16 protein-coding genes are annotated in these 18,362 nt (G+C 40.5%); 5 read left to right on the forward strand and 11 right to left on the reverse strand.

Annotation, left to right across the window (positions count from 1 at the left end; genetic code table 11):
* Positions 1–188 precede the first annotated feature (188 nt).
* Genes LS69_RS00005 through LS69_RS00015 form a run of 3 tightly spaced genes read right to left on the reverse strand, consistent with a single transcriptional unit; the run spans position 189 to position 2,588 of the window.
* Positions 189–2,066, reverse strand: coding sequence for a primosomal protein N' (locus LS69_RS00005; RefSeq protein WP_138121351.1), 1,878 nt, complete (start codon positions 2,064–2,066; stop codon positions 189–191).
* Position 2,067: 1 nt separating this feature from the next.
* A complete protein-coding gene (locus LS69_RS00010; RefSeq protein WP_194145348.1) occupies positions 2,068–2,355 on the reverse strand; it encodes a hypothetical protein in 288 nt (95 codons plus the stop codon).
* A complete protein-coding gene (locus LS69_RS00015; RefSeq protein ID WP_138121352.1) occupies positions 2,355–2,588 on the reverse strand; it encodes a hypothetical protein in 234 nt (77 codons plus the stop codon). The genes LS69_RS00010 and LS69_RS00015 overlap by 1 nt, the downstream gene beginning before the upstream one ends.
* A gap of 131 nt (positions 2,589–2,719) precedes the next feature.
* Between LS69_RS00015 and uvrB the strand changes: the two genes are divergently transcribed.
* Positions 2,720–4,693, forward strand: coding sequence for an excinuclease ABC subunit UvrB (uvrB, locus tag LS69_RS00020; protein ID WP_138121353.1), 1,974 nt, complete (start codon positions 2,720–2,722; stop codon positions 4,691–4,693).
* A gap of 56 nt (positions 4,694–4,749) precedes the next feature.
* Here the strand turns inward: uvrB and LS69_RS11000 are convergent, their stop codons facing one another.
* The gene (locus LS69_RS11000; RefSeq protein WP_275050943.1) at positions 4,750–6,816 is read right to left on the reverse strand and encodes a methyl-accepting chemotaxis protein; all 2,067 of its coding nucleotides are present in this window, start codon (positions 6,814–6,816) and stop codon (positions 4,750–4,752) included.
* 136 nt (positions 6,817–6,952) lie between these two features.
* Between LS69_RS11000 and LS69_RS00030 the strand changes: the two genes are divergently transcribed.
* A complete protein-coding gene (locus LS69_RS00030; protein ID WP_138121355.1) occupies positions 6,953–8,002 on the forward strand; it encodes a type II asparaginase in 1,050 nt (349 codons plus the stop codon).
* Positions 8,003–8,184: 182 nt separating this feature from the next.
* Positions 8,185–9,267, forward strand: coding sequence for an SLAC1 anion channel family protein (locus LS69_RS00035; protein ID WP_238699032.1), 1,083 nt, complete (start codon positions 8,185–8,187; stop codon positions 9,265–9,267).
* A 163-nt stretch (positions 9,268–9,430) separates the two neighbouring features.
* Here LS69_RS00035 and LS69_RS00040 read toward each other — a convergent pair whose 3' ends face one another.
* The 7 genes from LS69_RS00040 to LS69_RS11005 all read right to left on the reverse strand — a co-directional run bounded on the left by LS69_RS00040 (position 9,431) and on the right by LS69_RS11005 (position 16,486).
* The gene (locus tag LS69_RS00040) at positions 9,431–11,560 is read right to left on the reverse strand and encodes a ribonuclease J (protein WP_138121356.1); all 2,130 of its coding nucleotides are present in this window, start codon (positions 11,558–11,560) and stop codon (positions 9,431–9,433) included.
* Between the two features lie 15 nt (positions 11,561–11,575).
* The gene (gene rsmA / locus LS69_RS00045) at positions 11,576–12,415 is read right to left on the reverse strand and encodes a 16S rRNA (adenine(1518)-N(6)/adenine(1519)-N(6))-dimethyltransferase RsmA (protein WP_238699033.1); all 840 of its coding nucleotides are present in this window, start codon (positions 12,413–12,415) and stop codon (positions 11,576–11,578) included.
* A 227-nt stretch (positions 12,416–12,642) separates the two neighbouring features.
* A complete protein-coding gene (locus LS69_RS00050) occupies positions 12,643–13,317 on the reverse strand; it encodes a type II secretion system protein (RefSeq protein WP_138121357.1) in 675 nt (224 codons plus the stop codon).
* Positions 13,317–14,510 carry a hypothetical protein gene (locus LS69_RS00055; RefSeq protein WP_138121358.1) on the reverse strand — a complete coding sequence of 398 codons (1,194 nt, stop codon included), beginning with the start codon at positions 14,508–14,510 and terminating at the stop codon, positions 13,317–13,319. The genes LS69_RS00050 and LS69_RS00055 overlap by 1 nt, the downstream gene beginning before the upstream one ends.
* Positions 14,511–14,521: 11 nt before the next feature.
* Positions 14,522–15,724, reverse strand: coding sequence for a threonine ammonia-lyase (ilvA, locus tag LS69_RS00060; protein WP_138121359.1), 1,203 nt, complete (start codon positions 15,722–15,724; stop codon positions 14,522–14,524).
* A complete protein-coding gene (locus LS69_RS00065) occupies positions 15,708–16,148 on the reverse strand; it encodes a CoA-binding protein (protein ID WP_138121360.1) in 441 nt (146 codons plus the stop codon). The genes ilvA and LS69_RS00065 overlap by 17 nt, the downstream gene beginning before the upstream one ends.
* A gap of 212 nt (positions 16,149–16,360) precedes the next feature.
* Positions 16,361–16,486, reverse strand: coding sequence for a hypothetical protein (locus LS69_RS11005; protein ID WP_275050944.1), 126 nt, complete (start codon positions 16,484–16,486; stop codon positions 16,361–16,363).
* Positions 16,487–16,739: 253 nt separating this feature from the next.
* Between LS69_RS11005 and hisD the strand changes: the two genes are divergently transcribed.
* Together hisD and LS69_RS00075 are read left to right on the forward strand one after the other, a co-directional pair.
* Positions 16,740–18,059: a histidinol dehydrogenase gene (gene hisD, locus LS69_RS00070; RefSeq protein WP_138121361.1), complete on the forward strand. Its 1,320-nt coding sequence runs from the start codon at positions 16,740–16,742 to the stop codon at positions 18,057–18,059.
* The gene (locus LS69_RS00075) at positions 18,060–18,326 is read left to right on the forward strand and encodes a DUF2018 family protein (protein WP_138121362.1); all 267 of its coding nucleotides are present in this window, start codon (positions 18,060–18,062) and stop codon (positions 18,324–18,326) included.
* Positions 18,327–18,362: the final 36 nt, after the last annotated feature.

Below are 18,362 nucleotides of genomic sequence, written 5' to 3' on the forward strand. Positions count from 1 at the left end.
GCGAATATTTGCATATTTGCGATTCTTTTTCTTTGAAGTGCCAAAGCTAAAAAGAGAATTTAAAAATAAGAAACGAGAGAAATAGCAATCCATAATGTAAGGATTCAGAAAATTTTACAATCGTCATGGATTGCCGCGTTTGTTTCAATCACTCGCAATGGTGTAGTAGTAGAATCCCAAATGCAAATCTAGGCAAACTCCATTGGGTCTATGTCAATTTCGCAAGGAAGATTGCGCAAAGGTGAAAGTGCCAAATGCAAGTCTTTCGCGCTATGGCTACGCAACATTATCAAATAACGCCATTTGCTAGAAATGCGCATAATAGGAGCGATTCCGCTTCCGACAATCTCCACTTGCAAGGATTCTGTGTGGATTTGTGTTTGCAAACTAACAAGCCCATTTTGCATTAGGCTTTGCGCCTTTTCTTGATTTTTGTGGCTAAAATGCACCAAAGCAAGGCGCATAAAGGGAGGATATAAAGAGGCGGTGCGTAGCGTAAGTTCTTCTTGTAAAAACTCTTCATAATCGCCCAAAAATCTTTCAAAAAAGTCTTGGTGCAGGGTTTGCACTAGCACCTTGCCATTTTCTTTGCGTCCGCTTCTGCCAGATAGCTGAAACATCAGCGACAAAGCCTTTTCGCGCGCCCGATAATCACTGCTATATAGCAAATAATCCAAGCCCAACACCACACTTAAAGCGACATTGTGGTAATCATGTCCTTTGGAGAGCATTTGTGTGCCAACTAAAATATCAATTTTATGCGCATTAAACGCTTCTAGTGTGCGTTTAAGTTGGGTGTGCGTTGTGATAGAATCACGGTCAAAACACGCGATATTGCTTTGTGGCAAAACAGCTTTTAAATGCTCGGAAAATTCTTGTGTTCCCATACGCAAACTTTGCAATGCACCTCCGCACTTGGGGCATTCGTTTGGAATCGTTCTTGTGAAATGGCAATAATGGCATTTGAGACTGGAATCTTTCTTATGCAAACTTAAGCTAATGCTGCAATTTGGGCATTCTATGCTTTCTCCGCATTGATAGCAGAGTAAATGTTTGAAATTAGCGCGTGTAGGCAAAAACACAATGGCTTGTTTGGAAGCGCAAAAATTTTCTTTAAGCGCATCAAAAATATGAGAATCCAAAACCTCGCTACTCGTGCAGAAAGAAAAGCTTTTCTTGCCGCCAAAATATGTGCCTTTGAGGCGGAAGAGCGCGTTTTGTGCCTTTGCTTTATGATAAGTGCTAACAAGGGGCGTGGCTGAACCTAGCACGATTTTAATTTTTGCAATTTTGGCGAGATATAGGGCGACATCACGCGCGTGATAGCGCGGGTTTGCATTGGACTTGTAAGCGTCATCGTGTTCTTCATCAATGAGAATCAAATCCAACTTTGCAAGAGGCAAAAAGAGTGCCGAACGCGCACCGGCTAGGATTCGGACTTTGCCGTCTTTTAGGTCTCGTAGAATCTGCTTTTTGGCTTTTTGGGAGATTTTAGAATGCCAAAATGCAAGACAATCCCCAAAAACCGCGCACAAACGCTTTTCCATTTGGGGTGTGAGAGAAATTTCGGGCATTAAAAAAAGGGCGTTTTTGCCAAGACTTAGAGTTTGGTTTAGCAAATGAATGTAAATCTCTGTCTTGCCACTTCCTGTATCGCCAAAAAGCAAGGAAGTTTGCCGTGCATTGATAAACTCTAAGGCTTGGTTTTGTTGTGCATTTAGGGGTTGGAGTGTGAAATTTAGGCGTGGGAAATCTTGAATGGAATCGTTTGCAAAAGGAGTAAAAATGCTAAAACTAAGCGAATGTGGGGCGCAATAATAACTTGCGATAAAGCTTGCAACTTGACATTGCAAAGGCGAGAAGTAAAATCCCAAATCCAAAGCTTCCTTGCATTCAAACTCGGGCTTTTCGCATGGTTTTAGCACGATTCCTTGAATCTGTTTAGTTTTTAATGGAATCTCTACTAATGTGCCAATTTCTAGCGGTTTTTGGCTACAATAAGTGAGGATTGGGGAATTGTGCTTTAGTGTAGCAATATGATAAAAAAAGGGGGGTGGATTGTGCAAATTAATTGGATTGTGTTTGGATTGGATTGGAATCCTGCGCGGATTCTTGCGATATTTTTTGTGTTTGTGATTCTATATTTTCTAGTTTTTGGTTTGCGTTTGCAATTTCGTTTTTGAGTAGATTGTTGATTTCAGAGTATTCTAAAAATACGCGCAAAAGGTCGCGTGGGTTGATATTGTTGGATTCATCAACTAGACTTTGCAAACCTTGCAATGTCGCATTTGAAATTTCGCTTGTAGGAATGTCGTAATAGCGACCCATAATGCAAACGCGAAAAATATCAGCCATTAGCGACCAAGAACATTTTGGATTTTGCTAAGCACATTTTCTAGCTCACGCTCTTTTGTGCCGATTTCATCATAAAGCGAACTGATTTCGCTGTTTTTTGCTTCATTTTCTGCTTTTAAAAGCACGATTTGCTGACGCAATGATTGGTTTTCATCGCGTAAATTTTGTAACTGCTCTATCAGGGAGTCAATGCCTTCTTGTAGTTTGTTTGAGAGATTTTTTGCTTCTTCCATTCCTTACTTCCTTGCCATTTAAAAATAGATTTTAATTTTAGCATTATTTTAAGCATTTTAACAAAAAAACGCAAGATTTCTAAGGAATCTTATGTTAAATTTAGTTTTAATTTAGCTTTGAGGTGTGATTTATGTTTCAACTACACTCTTCTTTTAAACCCTCTGGCGACCAACCAGAAGCTATTAAAGCATTAAGCGGATTCATCAAAAGTGGCAACCAATACCAAACGCTTATTGGCGTAACCGGTAGTGGCAAGACATTTTCTATGGCACATATCATAGAAACTCTGCAAATGCCAACTTTGATTATGACGCACAACAAAACCCTAGCTGCGCAACTTTATAGTGAGTTTAAGGGATTTTTCCCAAAAAATCATGTGGAATACTTCATCTCGCACTTTGATTATTACCAGCCTGAAGCCTATATTCCGCGCCAAGATTTGTTTATAGAAAAAGATTCTAGCATTAATGAGGAGCTAGAAAGGCTACGACTTAGTGCGACAACTTCGCTTTTGGCTTATGATGATAGCATTGTGGTGGCTTCTGTTTCGGCAAACTATGGTTTGGGGAATCCTAAAGAATATTTGGAAATGATTGAGAAGTTTGAACAAGGAAAGCAATATCATCAAAAATCGCTTTTGTTGCGCCTTGTAGAAATGGGATATAAGCGCAATGACAATTTTTTTGATAGAGGGGATTTTCGCGTTAATGGTGAAGTAGTAGATATTTATCCTGCTTATAGTGAAGATGAGGTGTTGCGTTTGGAGTTTTTTGGCGATGAGTTGGAATCCATAAGTCTTTTGGATTCTGTGGATAAGAAGCTAATTAAAAATTTAGAATCTTTTGTGCTGTATGCGGCAAATCCCTTTATTGTAGGAGAAGAAAGGCTTAAAAGTGCGATTAAAAGCATTGAAGAAGAGCTTAGCCAAAGATTGGCATTTTTTAAAGCACAGGGCAAAATGGTAGAATATGAGCGTTTAAAGTCGCGCACGGAGTTTGATTTGGAGATGATAAGTGCGACTGGAATCTGCAAGGGAATTGAAAATTATGCGCGACATTTAACAGGCAAAAAACCCGGTGAAACGCCTTATTCTCTGCTAGATTATTTCGCACAAAAAAACCAACCCTATTTGCTTATCGTTGATGAAAGCCATGTGAGTTTGCCACAATTTGGCGGAATGTATGCAGGAGATAGAAGCCGCAAAGAAGTGTTGGTAGAATATGGATTCCGACTTCCTAGTGCGCTAGATAATCGTCCGCTAAAATATGAGGAATTTATCACAAAAGCCCCGCATTTTCTCTTCGTCTCTGCGACACCTGCACAAAAAGAGCTAGATTTGAGTGGTGCACACACTGCTGAACAGCTTATTCGCCCCACAGGCTTACTAGACCCAACTTATGAAGTGCTTGAAGTTGATAGACAAGTAGAGATTCTGCACGATAGAGCTAAAGAAGTCATTGCTAAAGGTGAGCGCGTGTTGGTAACTGCATTGACTAAAAAAATGGCAGAGGAACTCACGAAATATTATGGTGATTTGGGGCTAAAAGTGCGCTATATGCACTCTGATATTGATGCAATTGAACGCAACCAAATCATTCGTGCTTTAAGGGCGGGGGAGTTTGATATTTTGGTAGGAATCAATCTTTTGCGTGAGGGATTGGATTTGCCCGAAGTTTCTTTGATTGCGATTCTTGACGCGGATAAGGAGGGATTCTTGCGTAGTGAGACAAGTTTGATTCAAACCATGGGACGCGCCGCTAGGAATCTCAATGGGCATGTTTTGCTTTTTGCCGATAAAATCACGCCTTCAATGAAAAAAGCAATGGAGATTACGGATTATCGTAGAGCCAAACAAGCTGCTTACAACCAAGAACACCATATCACGCCACAAAGCGTTTCAAGAAAGCTTGATGAGGATTTGAAGAATCAAGATTTAGGAGTCCTCTATGAAAAAGCCAAAAAAAGCAAGGATAAAATGCCAAAAAGCGAAAGAGAAAAACTCACCAAAGAGTTAAGCAAAAAAATGCACGAAGCCGCGAAAAAGCTAGAGTTTGAAGAAGCGGCAAGGTTGCGTGATGAGATTGCGCGGTTAAGGAGTTTGTGAGGCAATGGATTCCGCTTTTGTTAAAGTGAAAGTTGGAATCCATTTTGTAAGATTGATTAATATTTTTTCTTGCTAATATCCTCTAAGATTGCGTCTGCGAGTTTGGCAACATCTTGGCTAATGGAGCTAACATCTTTGGCAGTTTGGTTGTTTTGTTGGGTGATTTTCTCCACTTCAGCGATAGACTGCGTAATTTCTTCTATCGCACTTGCTTGGTGGTTAATGTTTTCTCCTGTTTGGTTGATGGATTGCACAAGAGTATTGGTATAAGCTTCAATCTCGCTTAGGCTTTTTCCTGTGCGTTCGGCTAGTTTTCTTACTTCATCGGCAACCACAGCGAATCCTCTTCCATGTTCCCCCGCTCTCGCTGCTTCAATAGCGGCATTTAATGCCAACAAATTGGTTTGGTCAGCGATTTCTTGAATAATCTTTAAGATATTTTTGATTTCATCGCTTTGCCTTGCGACTTCTTTAATCATCGTATTGCTTTCTTGCATATCTTGAGAGATTTTGGACATAGTTTGTGTGCTAGTTTGCAAAGATTGTGCTTGTAAATCAGATTGCTTGGCAAGGTTTGCTAAAAAGTCCTTTAAATCATTGCTTTTTTCGTGCAAAGTATTAGAACATTGTGCGTTAAAGCGAAGCATATTGGAAACTTCCTCGCCTAATTTGTTGGTGATGATTTCCACTTCGCCTTGAGGATTTTCTAAAGACTTTGTGAAGTCTAGTTTGGCAAAGGATTGATGCACTTGTGCGATTTTTTCAAGGCTAGAACCAATGTGGTATTGCAAAGAATCTAGCATTGTATTTAAAACCCCTTTTAATTCCAAAAGATTTGGATTGTTTGGATTTGCTTCAATGCGCACACAAAGGTCTCCTTGCTCGACTTTTGCAGCAACAGATAAAGAATCTTTGATAGCGATTTGGTCTTGCTCTAAGCCAAATTTGATATTTTGGGCATTTTGGTTGATGACTTTGCCCATCATTCCTAGCTCATCATTGCAAATTATTGGAATGTCTTGGAAGTTTTCGCTTTTGTTGTTGAGATAATCAAAAAATCCCTGTAAGCCTAGCTTGATGAGATTTAGTCGTTTGTAAATAATATGCCCGACAAAATACATTGTTACACAAATCAACACTAAAACCAACAAAGAGATAGTCGCAGCAAAGGCGCGATTTTCTTTCGCGGTTTTTAGCATTTCATCTAATGGGATATTGGCAAAAACCGCCCAACGAATCGCATTATTGCCCGTGCCAAGCGTAAGGGATTCCATAATCGTTGTAATAGGTGCTTTGGTGTTGGGACTAATGCGGTCAAAAATCACTTCTTTGCCCTTTAAGACTTCTTGTAAATGTCTGTTTGCGCCCTTATCTACATTTTCCATTTCTCGGTTAAATAAATGAAAAAATTTGTGGTGCAAAACAACGCTATCTTGGGAAAGCATAACAATAAAACCACTTTCTAAAATTTTAATTTGCTTGATTTCTTTCCCTAACTTTTTCAAGTCAAATAGGATTCCGCTAACGCCGATAGTTTTGGAATCATAGACGATTTTGTTGAGCAGATAGACAGGCGCATAAAGAGGAGTTTTGTCTGCGCTATCTTTTGGTTTTGGTTGTAGTTTTGGGATAAAAATCGCTTGTGTGTTGTTGCCTTGAAACAAGGATTGGATTTCATCGTCTTTTGGTAGCGCAAAAGTTTCTTTGGCGGTTTCTGATAATGCTATGTGAGTTTCGCCATTATAAAATCTCACAAATGCGGATTGGTAGAGGCTGCTTTGACTGATGATAGATTGCAAGTAGCCATCAAGAATCGCAGAACATCTAAAATCACAAAGAGAATCTGGGCTTGAATTTTTTAGGTTTTGTAGGCTTTTATTTGCCAAAGTAGCGATATTTGCAGCATTTTCAAAGCCTAAATTGATTTTCCCCTCTATTGTCCTTGCTTGATTTTTGAGGATAGCTTGTGCGTATTTTGTTGTGGTTTCTTTGGCGAAATCAAAATTTTTGTTTCCGACCAATATAACAACCAAGGCAAGTCCAATAAGCGCAACCGCAAAACTTGCAAAAATGATTTTAAACTTCAAGCTCACATCTTGAATCTGCGATATAAACTTCTTCAATAGTGCCTCCTTGATTATAATCAATATATTATAACCTAGAATATTCTAAAGAAATGTAACTTTATCACTTTAGAATACAACTTATCTTTGGTTAATTTTTGCTATAATAATAAATCTTAAACTTTAGGAGTGAATTATGAAAAAGTTGTTTTTCGGAATTTTGCTTGTGTTAGGAGTGAGTGTGGCAGCTTATGCGAAGCCAAATATCGTAATTTTAGCGACAGGTGGGACGATTGCCGGGGAGGCGAAAAGCGATTTAGCGACCACAGGATACAAAGCGGGAAGTCTTGGGATTGAAGTGCTAATTAACGCAGTGCCGGAGTTAAAAAATATCGCAAATATTAGTGGTGAGCAAGTGGCAAACATTGATAGCTCTAATATGACAGATGAGGTTTGGCTAACTCTTGCGAATAAAGTCAATGTGTTGCTTGGGGATTCTAAAGTTGATGGAATCGTAATCACACACGGAACAGATACAATGGAAGAAACTGCGTATTTCTTGAATCTTGTAACTAAAAGCAACAAGCCCGTAGTGCTTACAGGTGCGATGAGACCAGCGACTGCAATCAGTGCTGATGGACCAAAGAATCTTTACAATGCAGTAGCACTTGCCGGAGATAAAAACGCTAGAAATAAAGGCGTAATGGTGGCAATCAATGACAAAATCTACTCCGCTAGAGAAGTGAGCAAAACACATACTTTAAATGTAGAGACTTTCAAAGCACCCAATAGCGGAGAAATCGGCTATATCGTAGATGGCAAGGCGTTTTTTAATTCTGTGAGCGTCAAACCACATACTAAAGACGCGCCTTTTAATGTTAGGAATCTTAAGAGTTTGCCAAAAGTAGATATTGTTTATACTTATTCTAATGATGGCTCAAAAGTCGCTGTGGAGGCATTTGTAAATGCAGGAGCAAAAGGCTTAGTTGTCGCAGGAAGTGGCGCGGGAAGCATTCATGAAAATCAGAAAAACTATTTGATTGATTTGTTAGAAGCGAAAAAACTCGTAGTTGCCAAAAGCTCACGCGTTGGTTCAGGATTAGTTCCGCTTAGCGAGGAAGAAGTGCAACAAGGATTTGTGAGCGCAAATAATCTCAATCCACAAAAAGCAAGAGTGCTTTTAATGTTGGCTTTAACCAAAACAAACAACCCAAAAGAGATTCAAAAATATTTTGACCTCTATTAGTTGGATTCCGCGCAATGGCACATTGCCATTGTAGGCGGTTTTTCCTCCTCTTCTTTTTAATGCAGAATCCTTAATTTACATTCATCTTTGCAAAGCGTTTAGAATGTGATTTTATCACACTGCAAATCTTGACTTTAGGCTATAATTTTGCCATTGAATCTTATGATTTAAAGGGCTGAAAAATGGAGATTCCACACCAAAATATAGAATCAGAAAATACGCATTCGTGGCTTTTGCACTTCCCTGTGATGTTCTTTGCCGCGGTTATGGGGATTGGCGGATTTACGCTTGTGGTTGGGAAAGCATTAAGGGTTTTTGAGTTATCTCGTTATGTTTGGATTTTTGACGCACTTACGATTCTAAGCGTTGCGTTGTTTTGTGGAATCGTCTTGATTTATTTAGCAAAAATAATACGGCATTATTCTGCTTTTTTACAGGAATTAAAACACCCGGTGCGGATTAACTTTTTTGCCGCGATTTCTGTATCTACCTTGATTGTGCTTATGTTGTCGCGCTCACTTCCGCTAGGATTTGCGCTTGGCTTGTTTTATTTTGGCGCATTTTTGCAACTTGTTTTTAGCTTGTATGTCGTGCGGTTTTGGTTTGTCAATGAAATGCAGCAAAAAATGGCGAATCCCGCGTGGTTTATCCCTATCGTCGGCAATCTCATCGTGCCACTTGCGGGAATGAGTTTGAATCTACAAAATCAAAATGAATCCTTGATTCCTCTTGAAATCTTGATTTTTTATTTTGGAATGGGAAGTTTCTTTTGGATTCTGCTCAATGCAGCTTTGCTGATTCGGCTTGTCTTTGGTGAGAATCTCCCGCAGAAGTTTTTGCCGACCTTATTTATCTTTATCGCGCCTCCTAGCGTGTTTGGGCTAGATATTTTGGTTTTATTTGAAGGATATGCTAGATTTGCCCCTATCTATGGAATCGTAGAGGAAAGCGTTTATTTTGGTTTTGCTTATTTTTATGGAATCGCGAGTGCGAGTTTTAGCGTCGCGTTGTTTTTTATGCTTTTGATGATAAGCCTTTTTAGGGTATTTACGAAGCTCAAATTCGCACTTTCTTGGTGGGCTTTTACTTTCCCAACCTCTGCCTTTACGCTTTGTGCTTTGGAGCTTTTTGTGCAAGGAGGTTCGGCATTTTATATGTATTTGGGATTCTTTGGCGTTGTGTTAAATGCAATCATCGTAACTATCGTGGCTTGGCATACTTTCCTTGCGATGAAACGAAAGGAAATTTGCGTATTAGAGCAATGATTTTGCATTAGGAATCTTAAAGGGATTCTGCTTCTGCGTCATTGCAAGAATTGCAACGCAATTCGTGGCAATCTATAATTTTAACAACCTGCGATTCTTCTTTTGTCCTTGCAATGACGCTATGCAAGGGAAGCGTTGGAGATGCGTCGCTCTTGCTAGAGTTTTATCCAACCAAATTTACAAAAGGTAGAATCGTAGGGTATCGTTTGGTTTTTCTAAACATTAGCTTTCTAAGCGAGTTTCTTATCTCGTTTTCCATAGCTTTTTGGCTGTTATACAATTCTTTTTTACAAGTTTTGACAAACAGAGTGAAAAACTCCTCAATCTCTTTATTAAAACTCATCGTGTCTTTGTTGGCAACAATCCCCATACTTTGGATACGCGGTTTAGAAGTCAATGTGTTTTTTGACTTACTAAGTTCTATATGCACGACAAGGATTCCGTTTTCTGCGAGATTTTGTCTATCCAAAATCACATCATTAGCGATTGTGGAATTGACTTGATTATCAATGTAGGTTTTGCCTGTTTTCACACTGCGCACTTTGCGTAAGTAGTTGTGCGCAATCTCCATTTGGTCGCCATCTTCCATAAGATAGATATTACGCTCCTCTACGCCACAGCTAATTGCGGTCTCTTTGTGCTTTAAGATGTGGTTGTATTCTCCATGCACAGGCAAAAAGAATTTTGGCTTCACAAGGCGCAACATTAGCTTTTGTTCCTCTTGGGCTGCGTGTCCGCTCGTATGAATCTCGCTAAAGTCTTGGTAATAAACTTTCGCACCTGCTTTGTTAAGGAAGTTTAGGATATTAGACACAGAGCCTTCGTTGCCCGGAATCGCTTTAGCAGAGAGGATAATCGTATCGCTTGGCTTGATTTTGATATGGCGGTGTTCGTCTGTCGCCATACGATAGAGTGCGCTCATTGTCTCGCCTTGACTTCCTGTGGTTACGATTAGCACTTCTTCATCAGCGTATTTTGCGACTTCGTGGGCTTCAATGAAGATGTTTTGGGGCAAATCAATATAGCCCAAAGTCCTCGCAATTTCTAGGTTTTTTTCCATAGAACGCCCGATAACTGCGACTTTACGCCCATATTTAAGCCCGTGATTGATGGCTTGATAAACGCGGTGGATATTGGAGCTAAAAGTGCTCATAATCACACGCCCTTTAGCGCGAGAAAAAAGTAAATCAAATGCCGGTCCTACACTTGCTTCGCTTGGAGTGTAGCCACTTTTGTGCGAGTTGGTGGAATCGCTAAGGAGCAACAAAACGCCTTGCTCACCATAATGCGCAATTCGGTTTAAGTCTGTGGGATAGCCATCTATTGGCGTGTGGTCAATCTTAAAATCCCCGGTGTGGAAAATCAATCCCGCTTCTGTTTTAATCGCTAGTGCGCTAGAATCCACGATAGAATGTGTGATATGTATCCATTCAATTTCAAATTCCCCGATTTGAATGGGTTTGCGCTTCTCTACCGCGCGGAAAAGGGAGCGGAATTTTTTAAGCCCGTGTTCGTCAAACTTTGAGCCAATCAATCCTAAAGGCAAAGGTGTGCCATAGATTGGGAATTGGTATTTTTTAAATAAATAAGGCATTGCGCCGATATGGTCTTCGTGCGCGTGTGTGATGAGGATTCCGGCGATTTTGTCTTTGATGACTTCAAGATAGCTAAAGTCTGGCACTAAAATATCCACGCCGTGCATACTATCATCAGGGAAGCTCATTCCCGCATCAATAATAATCGCGCTATTTTGCGTTTCAATAATCGTCATATTTCCGCCAATTTCTCCTAAGCCTCCCAAAGGAGTAATGCGCACCTTGCCATTGGGATTGACTTCCACTTGCGAATGCAAAGTTAGTGCGTTTTCATGCACTTTTGCGTTGAGTTTTACGGCTTTGCGCAATTCCAAATTAGACGCATTGACTTCTTTGTTTCCATAGTTTTTATCAAATTTATTGTGGTTGCTTCTAGCGTTTCCTCTTGGATTCTCCCTTGTTTCGCCATTTGGTTTATTTTGGGGATTTTCTTGTTTTTTGAATCTTGGATTATGTGTTTTGCGATTCTGTGGTTTTTGGGCATTTCTTGGTTTGTCTGCCCCATTGTTTTCGCTAGTTTCTTTAGGCTGACGCGGTCTAAAATGGCGTCTATTAGGTTCGCGATTCTCTCTTTTTTCTCCCCTTGCTTGGGATTCGTTGCTTCTTTCTGAAGCCCCCTCTGCGCTTTTGGCTGTGGGATTTGCTACGCGCTTTTGGCTCGTTGGGTTTTGGTTTTCATTGATTTCTTTTTTTTCCATAAGAATTTCCGCCTTTTATAAAATTTTCAAAAGTCGGTGATAATTAGTCGTATCAATCTCATGAGGTCGTTTAGTTGGAGACATTTCCAACAATGCTAAGGCGTTTTGCGCCCTTTCTTTGCCATAGACTTTGCTTAAATTGTTTAAAATCGTCTTTCTTGGCGCACTAAACGCAGCCTTTAGCAACTCCTCCAAAGCGTCCCAATCTATGGTTGTTTGGGAGGAGGCAACAGATTTTTCTAGCAAAAATACGGCGGAAGTTACTTTAGGTGGTGGGATAAATGCGCTTGGAGGCACACAAAAGAGCAGTTTTGCCTCTCCGACGCTTTGCGCCAACACACTTAAAGCACTAAAATCACTTTGTCCGCATTGCGCACAAAATTTGAGTGCCACTTCCTTTTGCGTCATCACGACGCAACCAAGAGCTAGAGGGTCTTTAATGGCTTTGATTACCAATAAAGTCGCAATATAATAAGGCAAATTAGACACAAGAAAATAAGGCTTTTCTCGCAGACTAATGCCTTCCCACCTCTCTAGCACATCTCCTATTTCAAGATTTAATTGCCCACAATCTAGTGCGGTCTTGAAATGCTTTTGCAAATAAGGAATCAAATCCTTATCAACCTCATAAGTAGTGATATTCCCTAAGCTTAGTAGCTTATTTGTTAGATCACCTAAGCCAGTCCCAATCTCTACGAGTTCTACTTCTTTGTCTCTTTTGGGAATGGATTGGATAATCCTCTCTAGCACACTTTCGTCGCTTAAGAAATTCTGCCCGAAGTGTTTTTTGGCTAGATTCTGCTTTTGTTCTACTTTAATTTTGCGCCCCGAAAATAAAATGCCAAATTGTAACACAATTTGAAATTTTTTTCAGTATTTTTTAGTGATATTGCGAGATTTTCAAAAAGTATATGCAAGATTGTCGCAGAATCCTTTTATGCAAAGCCATAAACCAACACAAACGCGCTAACATTTTAACGACAAATAAAATCCCACAACCCCATTAAGAAGATTTGCGATTCCACAAAAGCGCAAGAGTGAAGCAATAAAATCACAAAACAATGTTTTAAATTTTTGTTGTTCTAATCGCATTTTTTGATGATTCCGCTTTCTAAAATGCAAATCCCGACGCTTTTTCCGCTACTGCCTCGCAACTCCAAACGCACCGCCCCATTTGGCAAACTCACTTGTTCGTAGGGTTTCTTGCAGCGCAAAAATCCCGATTCGTCAAACATAATCCTGCCACCCTCGCTTTCTCCGCAGCCCCCGCTCATTTTAACTTCTTGGATTCCATAGCGTTTGGCTATTGCCAAATCTCCCGCACGTAAGGCATTGGCAAATTTGGAGTTGTCGTAGTTGTAGCTGTTGAGGTATTTGTTATCCAAAGGGTCGCGCGCAATTTCGTGCGCATCGCGTGGGCGGTCGTCAAAGTGCTTTGTGCTAACCGCACGCGCGGAATCGCTAAAAATATAATACGCATAGCCGACATCTTGGAGTTTGGAAAATTGTAATCTCCAAAGCGATTCGCTCCATCTTTCGCGTTCAGACTTGCAATGATCGCTTTGACAAAATGCTCCTTGCGTGATTTGTTTGACGCTATTTAAGCTTAAAAAGCGTGTGTAGTTTAAATGCGCGATAATTTGCTCTTGTGCTAAATGGAGTTTGGAATCAGGAAACCAAACAAAACCAAGTGTTGCTAATGCGCTAAGGATTCCAAGCGTGAGCAAAACTTCTAGCAGACTAAAAGCGCGTTGCATTAATGGAGTTTAGAATCTTGGAGATAAAACGCCATAATGGGTTTGTCGTAATAAAGAATAGGAATCTTTGAGGCGTTTGGAAGTGGATTACTTGTAAGCAAAGGAGTGCCTTTAGAGATTCCATAGAATCTTAAACGCTCTTGTAGTCTTTCTGTGGTTTGCACCTTATCAATCCCTTTAGCTTTGAGAGAAAGGGCGAGTTCTTTGGCGATAAAATGCCGAAAGGCAAAATGCTCGTTTGCTTGAGGAAAGAGAACAAAAAGGGGCTTGGATAAAAACAAGATTCCATTACAGCTTAGCAAAATCAAAAAGGTCGCTAAAAATGGAATCGTATAACGCGCCCTAAATTGAGGCAAACGCACACGAAGCCCGGAAAAATAGAGATTCACCATTAAAGGAAGTGCCAAGATTAGCAAAGGAGCGAAAGATTCCGTCTGCACGCGTTGGCGCATAGAAAGTAGCCAAATAAAGCCAAGAGTTGTGCTTGTGATATACCACGCTAGAGGCTTTTTGTTTGTGTTGAAATAACGATAAAGCGTATAGAGAAAATACAAAAACAAAAGCGGAGAAAAAATCAACAGCAAATGCCCATTGCTATCCAAAAAATAACCGCTTGGGTGTCCGCCAACTTCTAGCCCAAAGCAATACATATTTAGCGCAAAAAGCCCCAAAGATACGAGGATAAGAAATGTTTGTTTGCGCTCCATTCCATAAAAAATCAAGGCGACAAATACGAGCGCGAAACTTTCATCTGCAAATGCCATAACCAAAAGAAGGAGATAAGGAATCTTGCTGCGTTTTTGCACCCAAATGCACAAAATAAGGCTTAGCGCAATCACGATTCCACTATTTGAAACAAGAAGTGCGGCGGCATTAACACCCGGAATTAGGAGAAACAAAAAGGCGCACATTAGCGCATCACTAGGACGCTTTAAAAAGCCTTGCGCGAAAAAAAACATCAAAAACGCATTTAAAAGGTGCAAGAGCAAAAAAGGCACACGTAATCCCCAATCGTTTTGCCCGAAGATTTGTGTGCTAAAATATCCTGCAAACCCGCCAAAACTGCGCGGGTTGAAAAACTCCTTTGCCTCATTATAGCTAATGCTAAGTGTGTTGAGCAAATAAGATAACGCGCCCAAACTTAGGCAAAGAAGCAAACAAAGCCAAAGCAGGTTGCGCGTTTGTGGTTTCATTTTGGGATTCCTTAAAGTTCTGCGAAAACATAACCTTGTTTTTGTAGTTGCGAACGAATCGCATTTTGGTGTTCTTTGCCTTTGGTTTCTAGCACCATTGTGATATTGGTATCGCCAAACGCGGCAGAAGTGCGGTCAAAGTCTATTTTGACGATATTTGCACCACCAGAAGAGAGCAAATCACTAAGCTTTTGTAGGCTTCCGGGTTTGTCAATGAGTGTTACGCAGATTCGCATTTTGCGGTGGGAGCGCACCAAGCCTTTTTCAATGATATTGCCAAGCATCGTTACATCAATATTTCCTCCACTAAGCACCAATCCTAAAGATTCGTTTTCTCCAATGGCAAATTTGTGATGCAAAACCGCCGCGACAACACTTGCCCCTGCGCCCTCCACAACTAATTTTTGGTTCTCCAACAAATACAAAACCGCGTTGGCAATCTCTTCATCATCTACCATAACAACTTCATCAACGGATTCCAAAATATATTCAAAATTCTTAGGATTCACATCACGCACTGCAATGCCATCAGCGATTGTGCGGACAGATTGTGTGCTTTGAATCTCTTTTTTGTGGTAGGAGTGATACATACCCGGCGCACCCTCTGCGACAACGCCGATGATTCGCACTTGGGGCAACATTTGTTTGTAAGCTGCTGCGATTCCAGAAATCAGCCCACCCCCGCCAATAGGCACGACAATCGTCGTAAGATGGCTTTGGTCTTCAATCATCTCTAAAGCCACTGTGCCTTGCCCTGCGATGACTTCTTCATCTGCGAAAGGGTGGATAAATTGTAAATTATGAGTTTTAGCGTATTCTAAAGCATAGGAATAAGCCTCATCGTAGTTGTTGCCCTTTAAAATCGCTTCTGCGCCGAGTTCTTTGACTCCCATAACTTTAAGCAAAGGCGTTGCTTCAGGCATTACAATCACGCCTTTGATTCCATAATGCTTTGCGCTGTATGCGACGCCTTGCGCGTGGTTTCCAGCACTTGAAGCAATCACTCCACAAGCGCGTTCATCGGGATTAAGTGAGGAGATTTTATTGAACGCCCCGCGCAATTTAAACGAACCTGTGTTTTGTAGGTTTTCTTGTTTGACATAGACTTTTGCTCCGCTAATTTGGCTAAGTTTGGGGGCAAATGCTAATTTTGTGTGTTGCACAATCCCCTCCAATCGCGCTTTGGCGTCCATAATTTTAGAGAGTGGAATCATTTAATAGCCTTTCATATTCAAGTTTGATACATAAATCTTCAACATACATTATATTGGCTTTGCGGATTGTTTGCTTTGCCTGTGCGCTTGTCAATCCTAACTGCACCCAAACGCATTTGGGTGGGTTTTTGAGTTGGAGAATTTCCTCTGCAATTTGAGGCAGAGCTTCGCTTTTGCGGAAAATATTTAAAATATCTATTTTTACTCCCGCTTTGCTTTGGGATTCAAAGGCAGCTTGTAGGGTTTGGTGGGCAATCTCTCCTAAAATTTCTCCGCCTTTGGGATAAATAGGGAGGATTTTATAGCCTTTAGACTGCAAAAATTGCGCGACTTTAAAGCTTGGTTTGTCGGGATTTGGAGAAAGCCCAACGATTGCGATGACTTTAGAATCTTGCAGGAGGTTTTTTAAGGTAGAATCTTGCACTTTTGCCCTTTTGTTTTATTTTGGATTTGGGAATTTTAACAAACTTTTAGAGGATTTTACCATAAAGTTCCCTTGCTTTGTGGCGAGATTTTAAATGCGGAATCTAAAATCCCACTACCATTGTAAGCAACAAGCGTAAGTAAGACGCAACTCAAACTACTAACGCAATGTGCGCCACGAGATTCTAGCGAATCTCTCGCAATGACGACTTGCTAATCCAAGATTCTACTATTTCTGTCATTGCGAGGCAATGCTAAAGCAATCCACGCATGAAATCTCGCCCTAAAGGATTCTGCTTTATTATTTGGGATTCCGCGTTCAACCGCAATCCTAACCAAAGACTAATGCAAAACTCACAGACAAGAAAAAAGCAACCTTGATTTTCTCTAAAACAAGTTTTAGGAAAATCTTTCCTTATTGCCTGTTTGTCTTGCATTAGTCTTTGCCTTTTCTCGCAATGACGACTTGCCAACCTACGATTCTACAATTGCGCAATTTCGCATTTAAAACAAGTGATTTGTTGGTGCGCATTTTGGCGCATTAATAAAAATTAAACATTAAAAAGTTACAATACAGCTTAAAGGAGCTAAAATGATTGCTTTGCTAAGAGATAGCGATTTGGATTTTGAGACGAAATTTAAAGCCTTGCTTGAGCGTGGTGCAATGGATATTCAAAGCGTTGAAGAGCGCGTAAGAGAGTTATTAGAGGGCATTAAACAGCAAGGACAAAATGCGATTATAGAGCAAGTTGCGCGGTTTGATAATTGGAATCCTAAGAGTTTTGAGGATTTAAAAATCACCCAAGAACAAATGCAAAAAGCCTATGAAAGCTTGGATAAATCCTTGAAGGATTCCTTGCAACTCGCTTATGAGCGCATTTATGCTTTTCATTCCAAACAAAAGCCTAAAACTTGGTTGGATTTTGAGGAAAACGGGAATATTCTAGGACAAAAAGTAACCCCTATGGATAGGGCAGGATTGTATATTCCCGGTGGCAAGGCGGCTTATCCAAGTTCTTTGCTGATGAATGCGATTCCAGCACTTGTTGCAGGAGTGAAAGAAATCGTGGTTTGCACCCCCACTCCACAAAACGAACCCAATTCTTTGTTGCTTGCGGCAATGCACTTGTGTGGCGTTAAAGAAGCTTATAAAATTGGAGGTGCGAGTGCCATTGGCGCGTTGGCTTTTGGCGCGTTGGATTCTAAAGGCAATGGAATCGCTAAGGTTGATGTGATTACAGGTCCGGGAAATATTTATGTCGCAACTGCGAAAAAGCTTGTATTTGGCGAAGTCAATATTGATATGATTGCAGGACCTAGTGAGATTGGAATCTTAAATGACGGAGAAGCAAAGGCAGATTATCTTGCGTGGGATTTGCTTTCTCAAGCTGAACACGATGAAATGGCAAGTTCTATTTTAATCACGACAAGCCAAAGCCTAGCATTAGAAGTTTCTCGCAAGATTGAAGAGTTTTTGGATACTTTAGAACGCAAAGAAATCACGGCAAAATCCATCAATGAACGCGGAGCAATTATTGTTACAAGCAGCCTTGAAAAAGGCATTGAATTGATGAATCAAATTGCGCCCGAACATTTGGAGTTATTAGTAAAGAATCCTTTAGAGATTCTGCCACACATTAGACACGCAGGGGCGATTTTCATCGGCGAAAACACGCCAGAACCCATTGGGGATTATATTGCAGGACCGAATCATACTTTGCCAACAGGCGGAAGCGCGAGGTTTTTCTCTCCACTTTCCACAGAACATTTTATGAAAAAATCCTCTATCATTGCGTTTTCTAACAAAGGCATTTGGCAAATGGGCAAAGAATGCGGAATCCTAGCGCATACAGAGGGGCTAGATGCACACCAAAATGCCGTATTGGCACGATTAAATCATAAGGAACATTAAATGGAACATATTTTAGAAGGCTTACCACAAGAAAAATGGATTGATATTATCTTCAACGCTTCGCAAGGCTTAAGCGCAAAAGAACTTACGCGTTTGTTAGAGCGACAAGGAGCAATGGAGATTCTGCTTGAAAAGCGTTTGGGTGAAATGTGGGAAGAAGAATTAAACTATCTCATTCATAGCGAAGAATCTTCAGAGGAGATTCACCATAGAGTGCAAAATATCGCGATTGAATCTATGGGCAATATTCTAACGCAAAACGAATAAATGCGCTTGAATTTGGGCGTTAAGAATCTAAATAAA

The sequence above is a fragment of the Helicobacter sp. MIT 05-5294 genome (genome assembly GCF_000765675.1).
Taxonomy (GTDB): domain Bacteria; phylum Campylobacterota; class Campylobacteria; order Campylobacterales; family Helicobacteraceae; genus Helicobacter_D.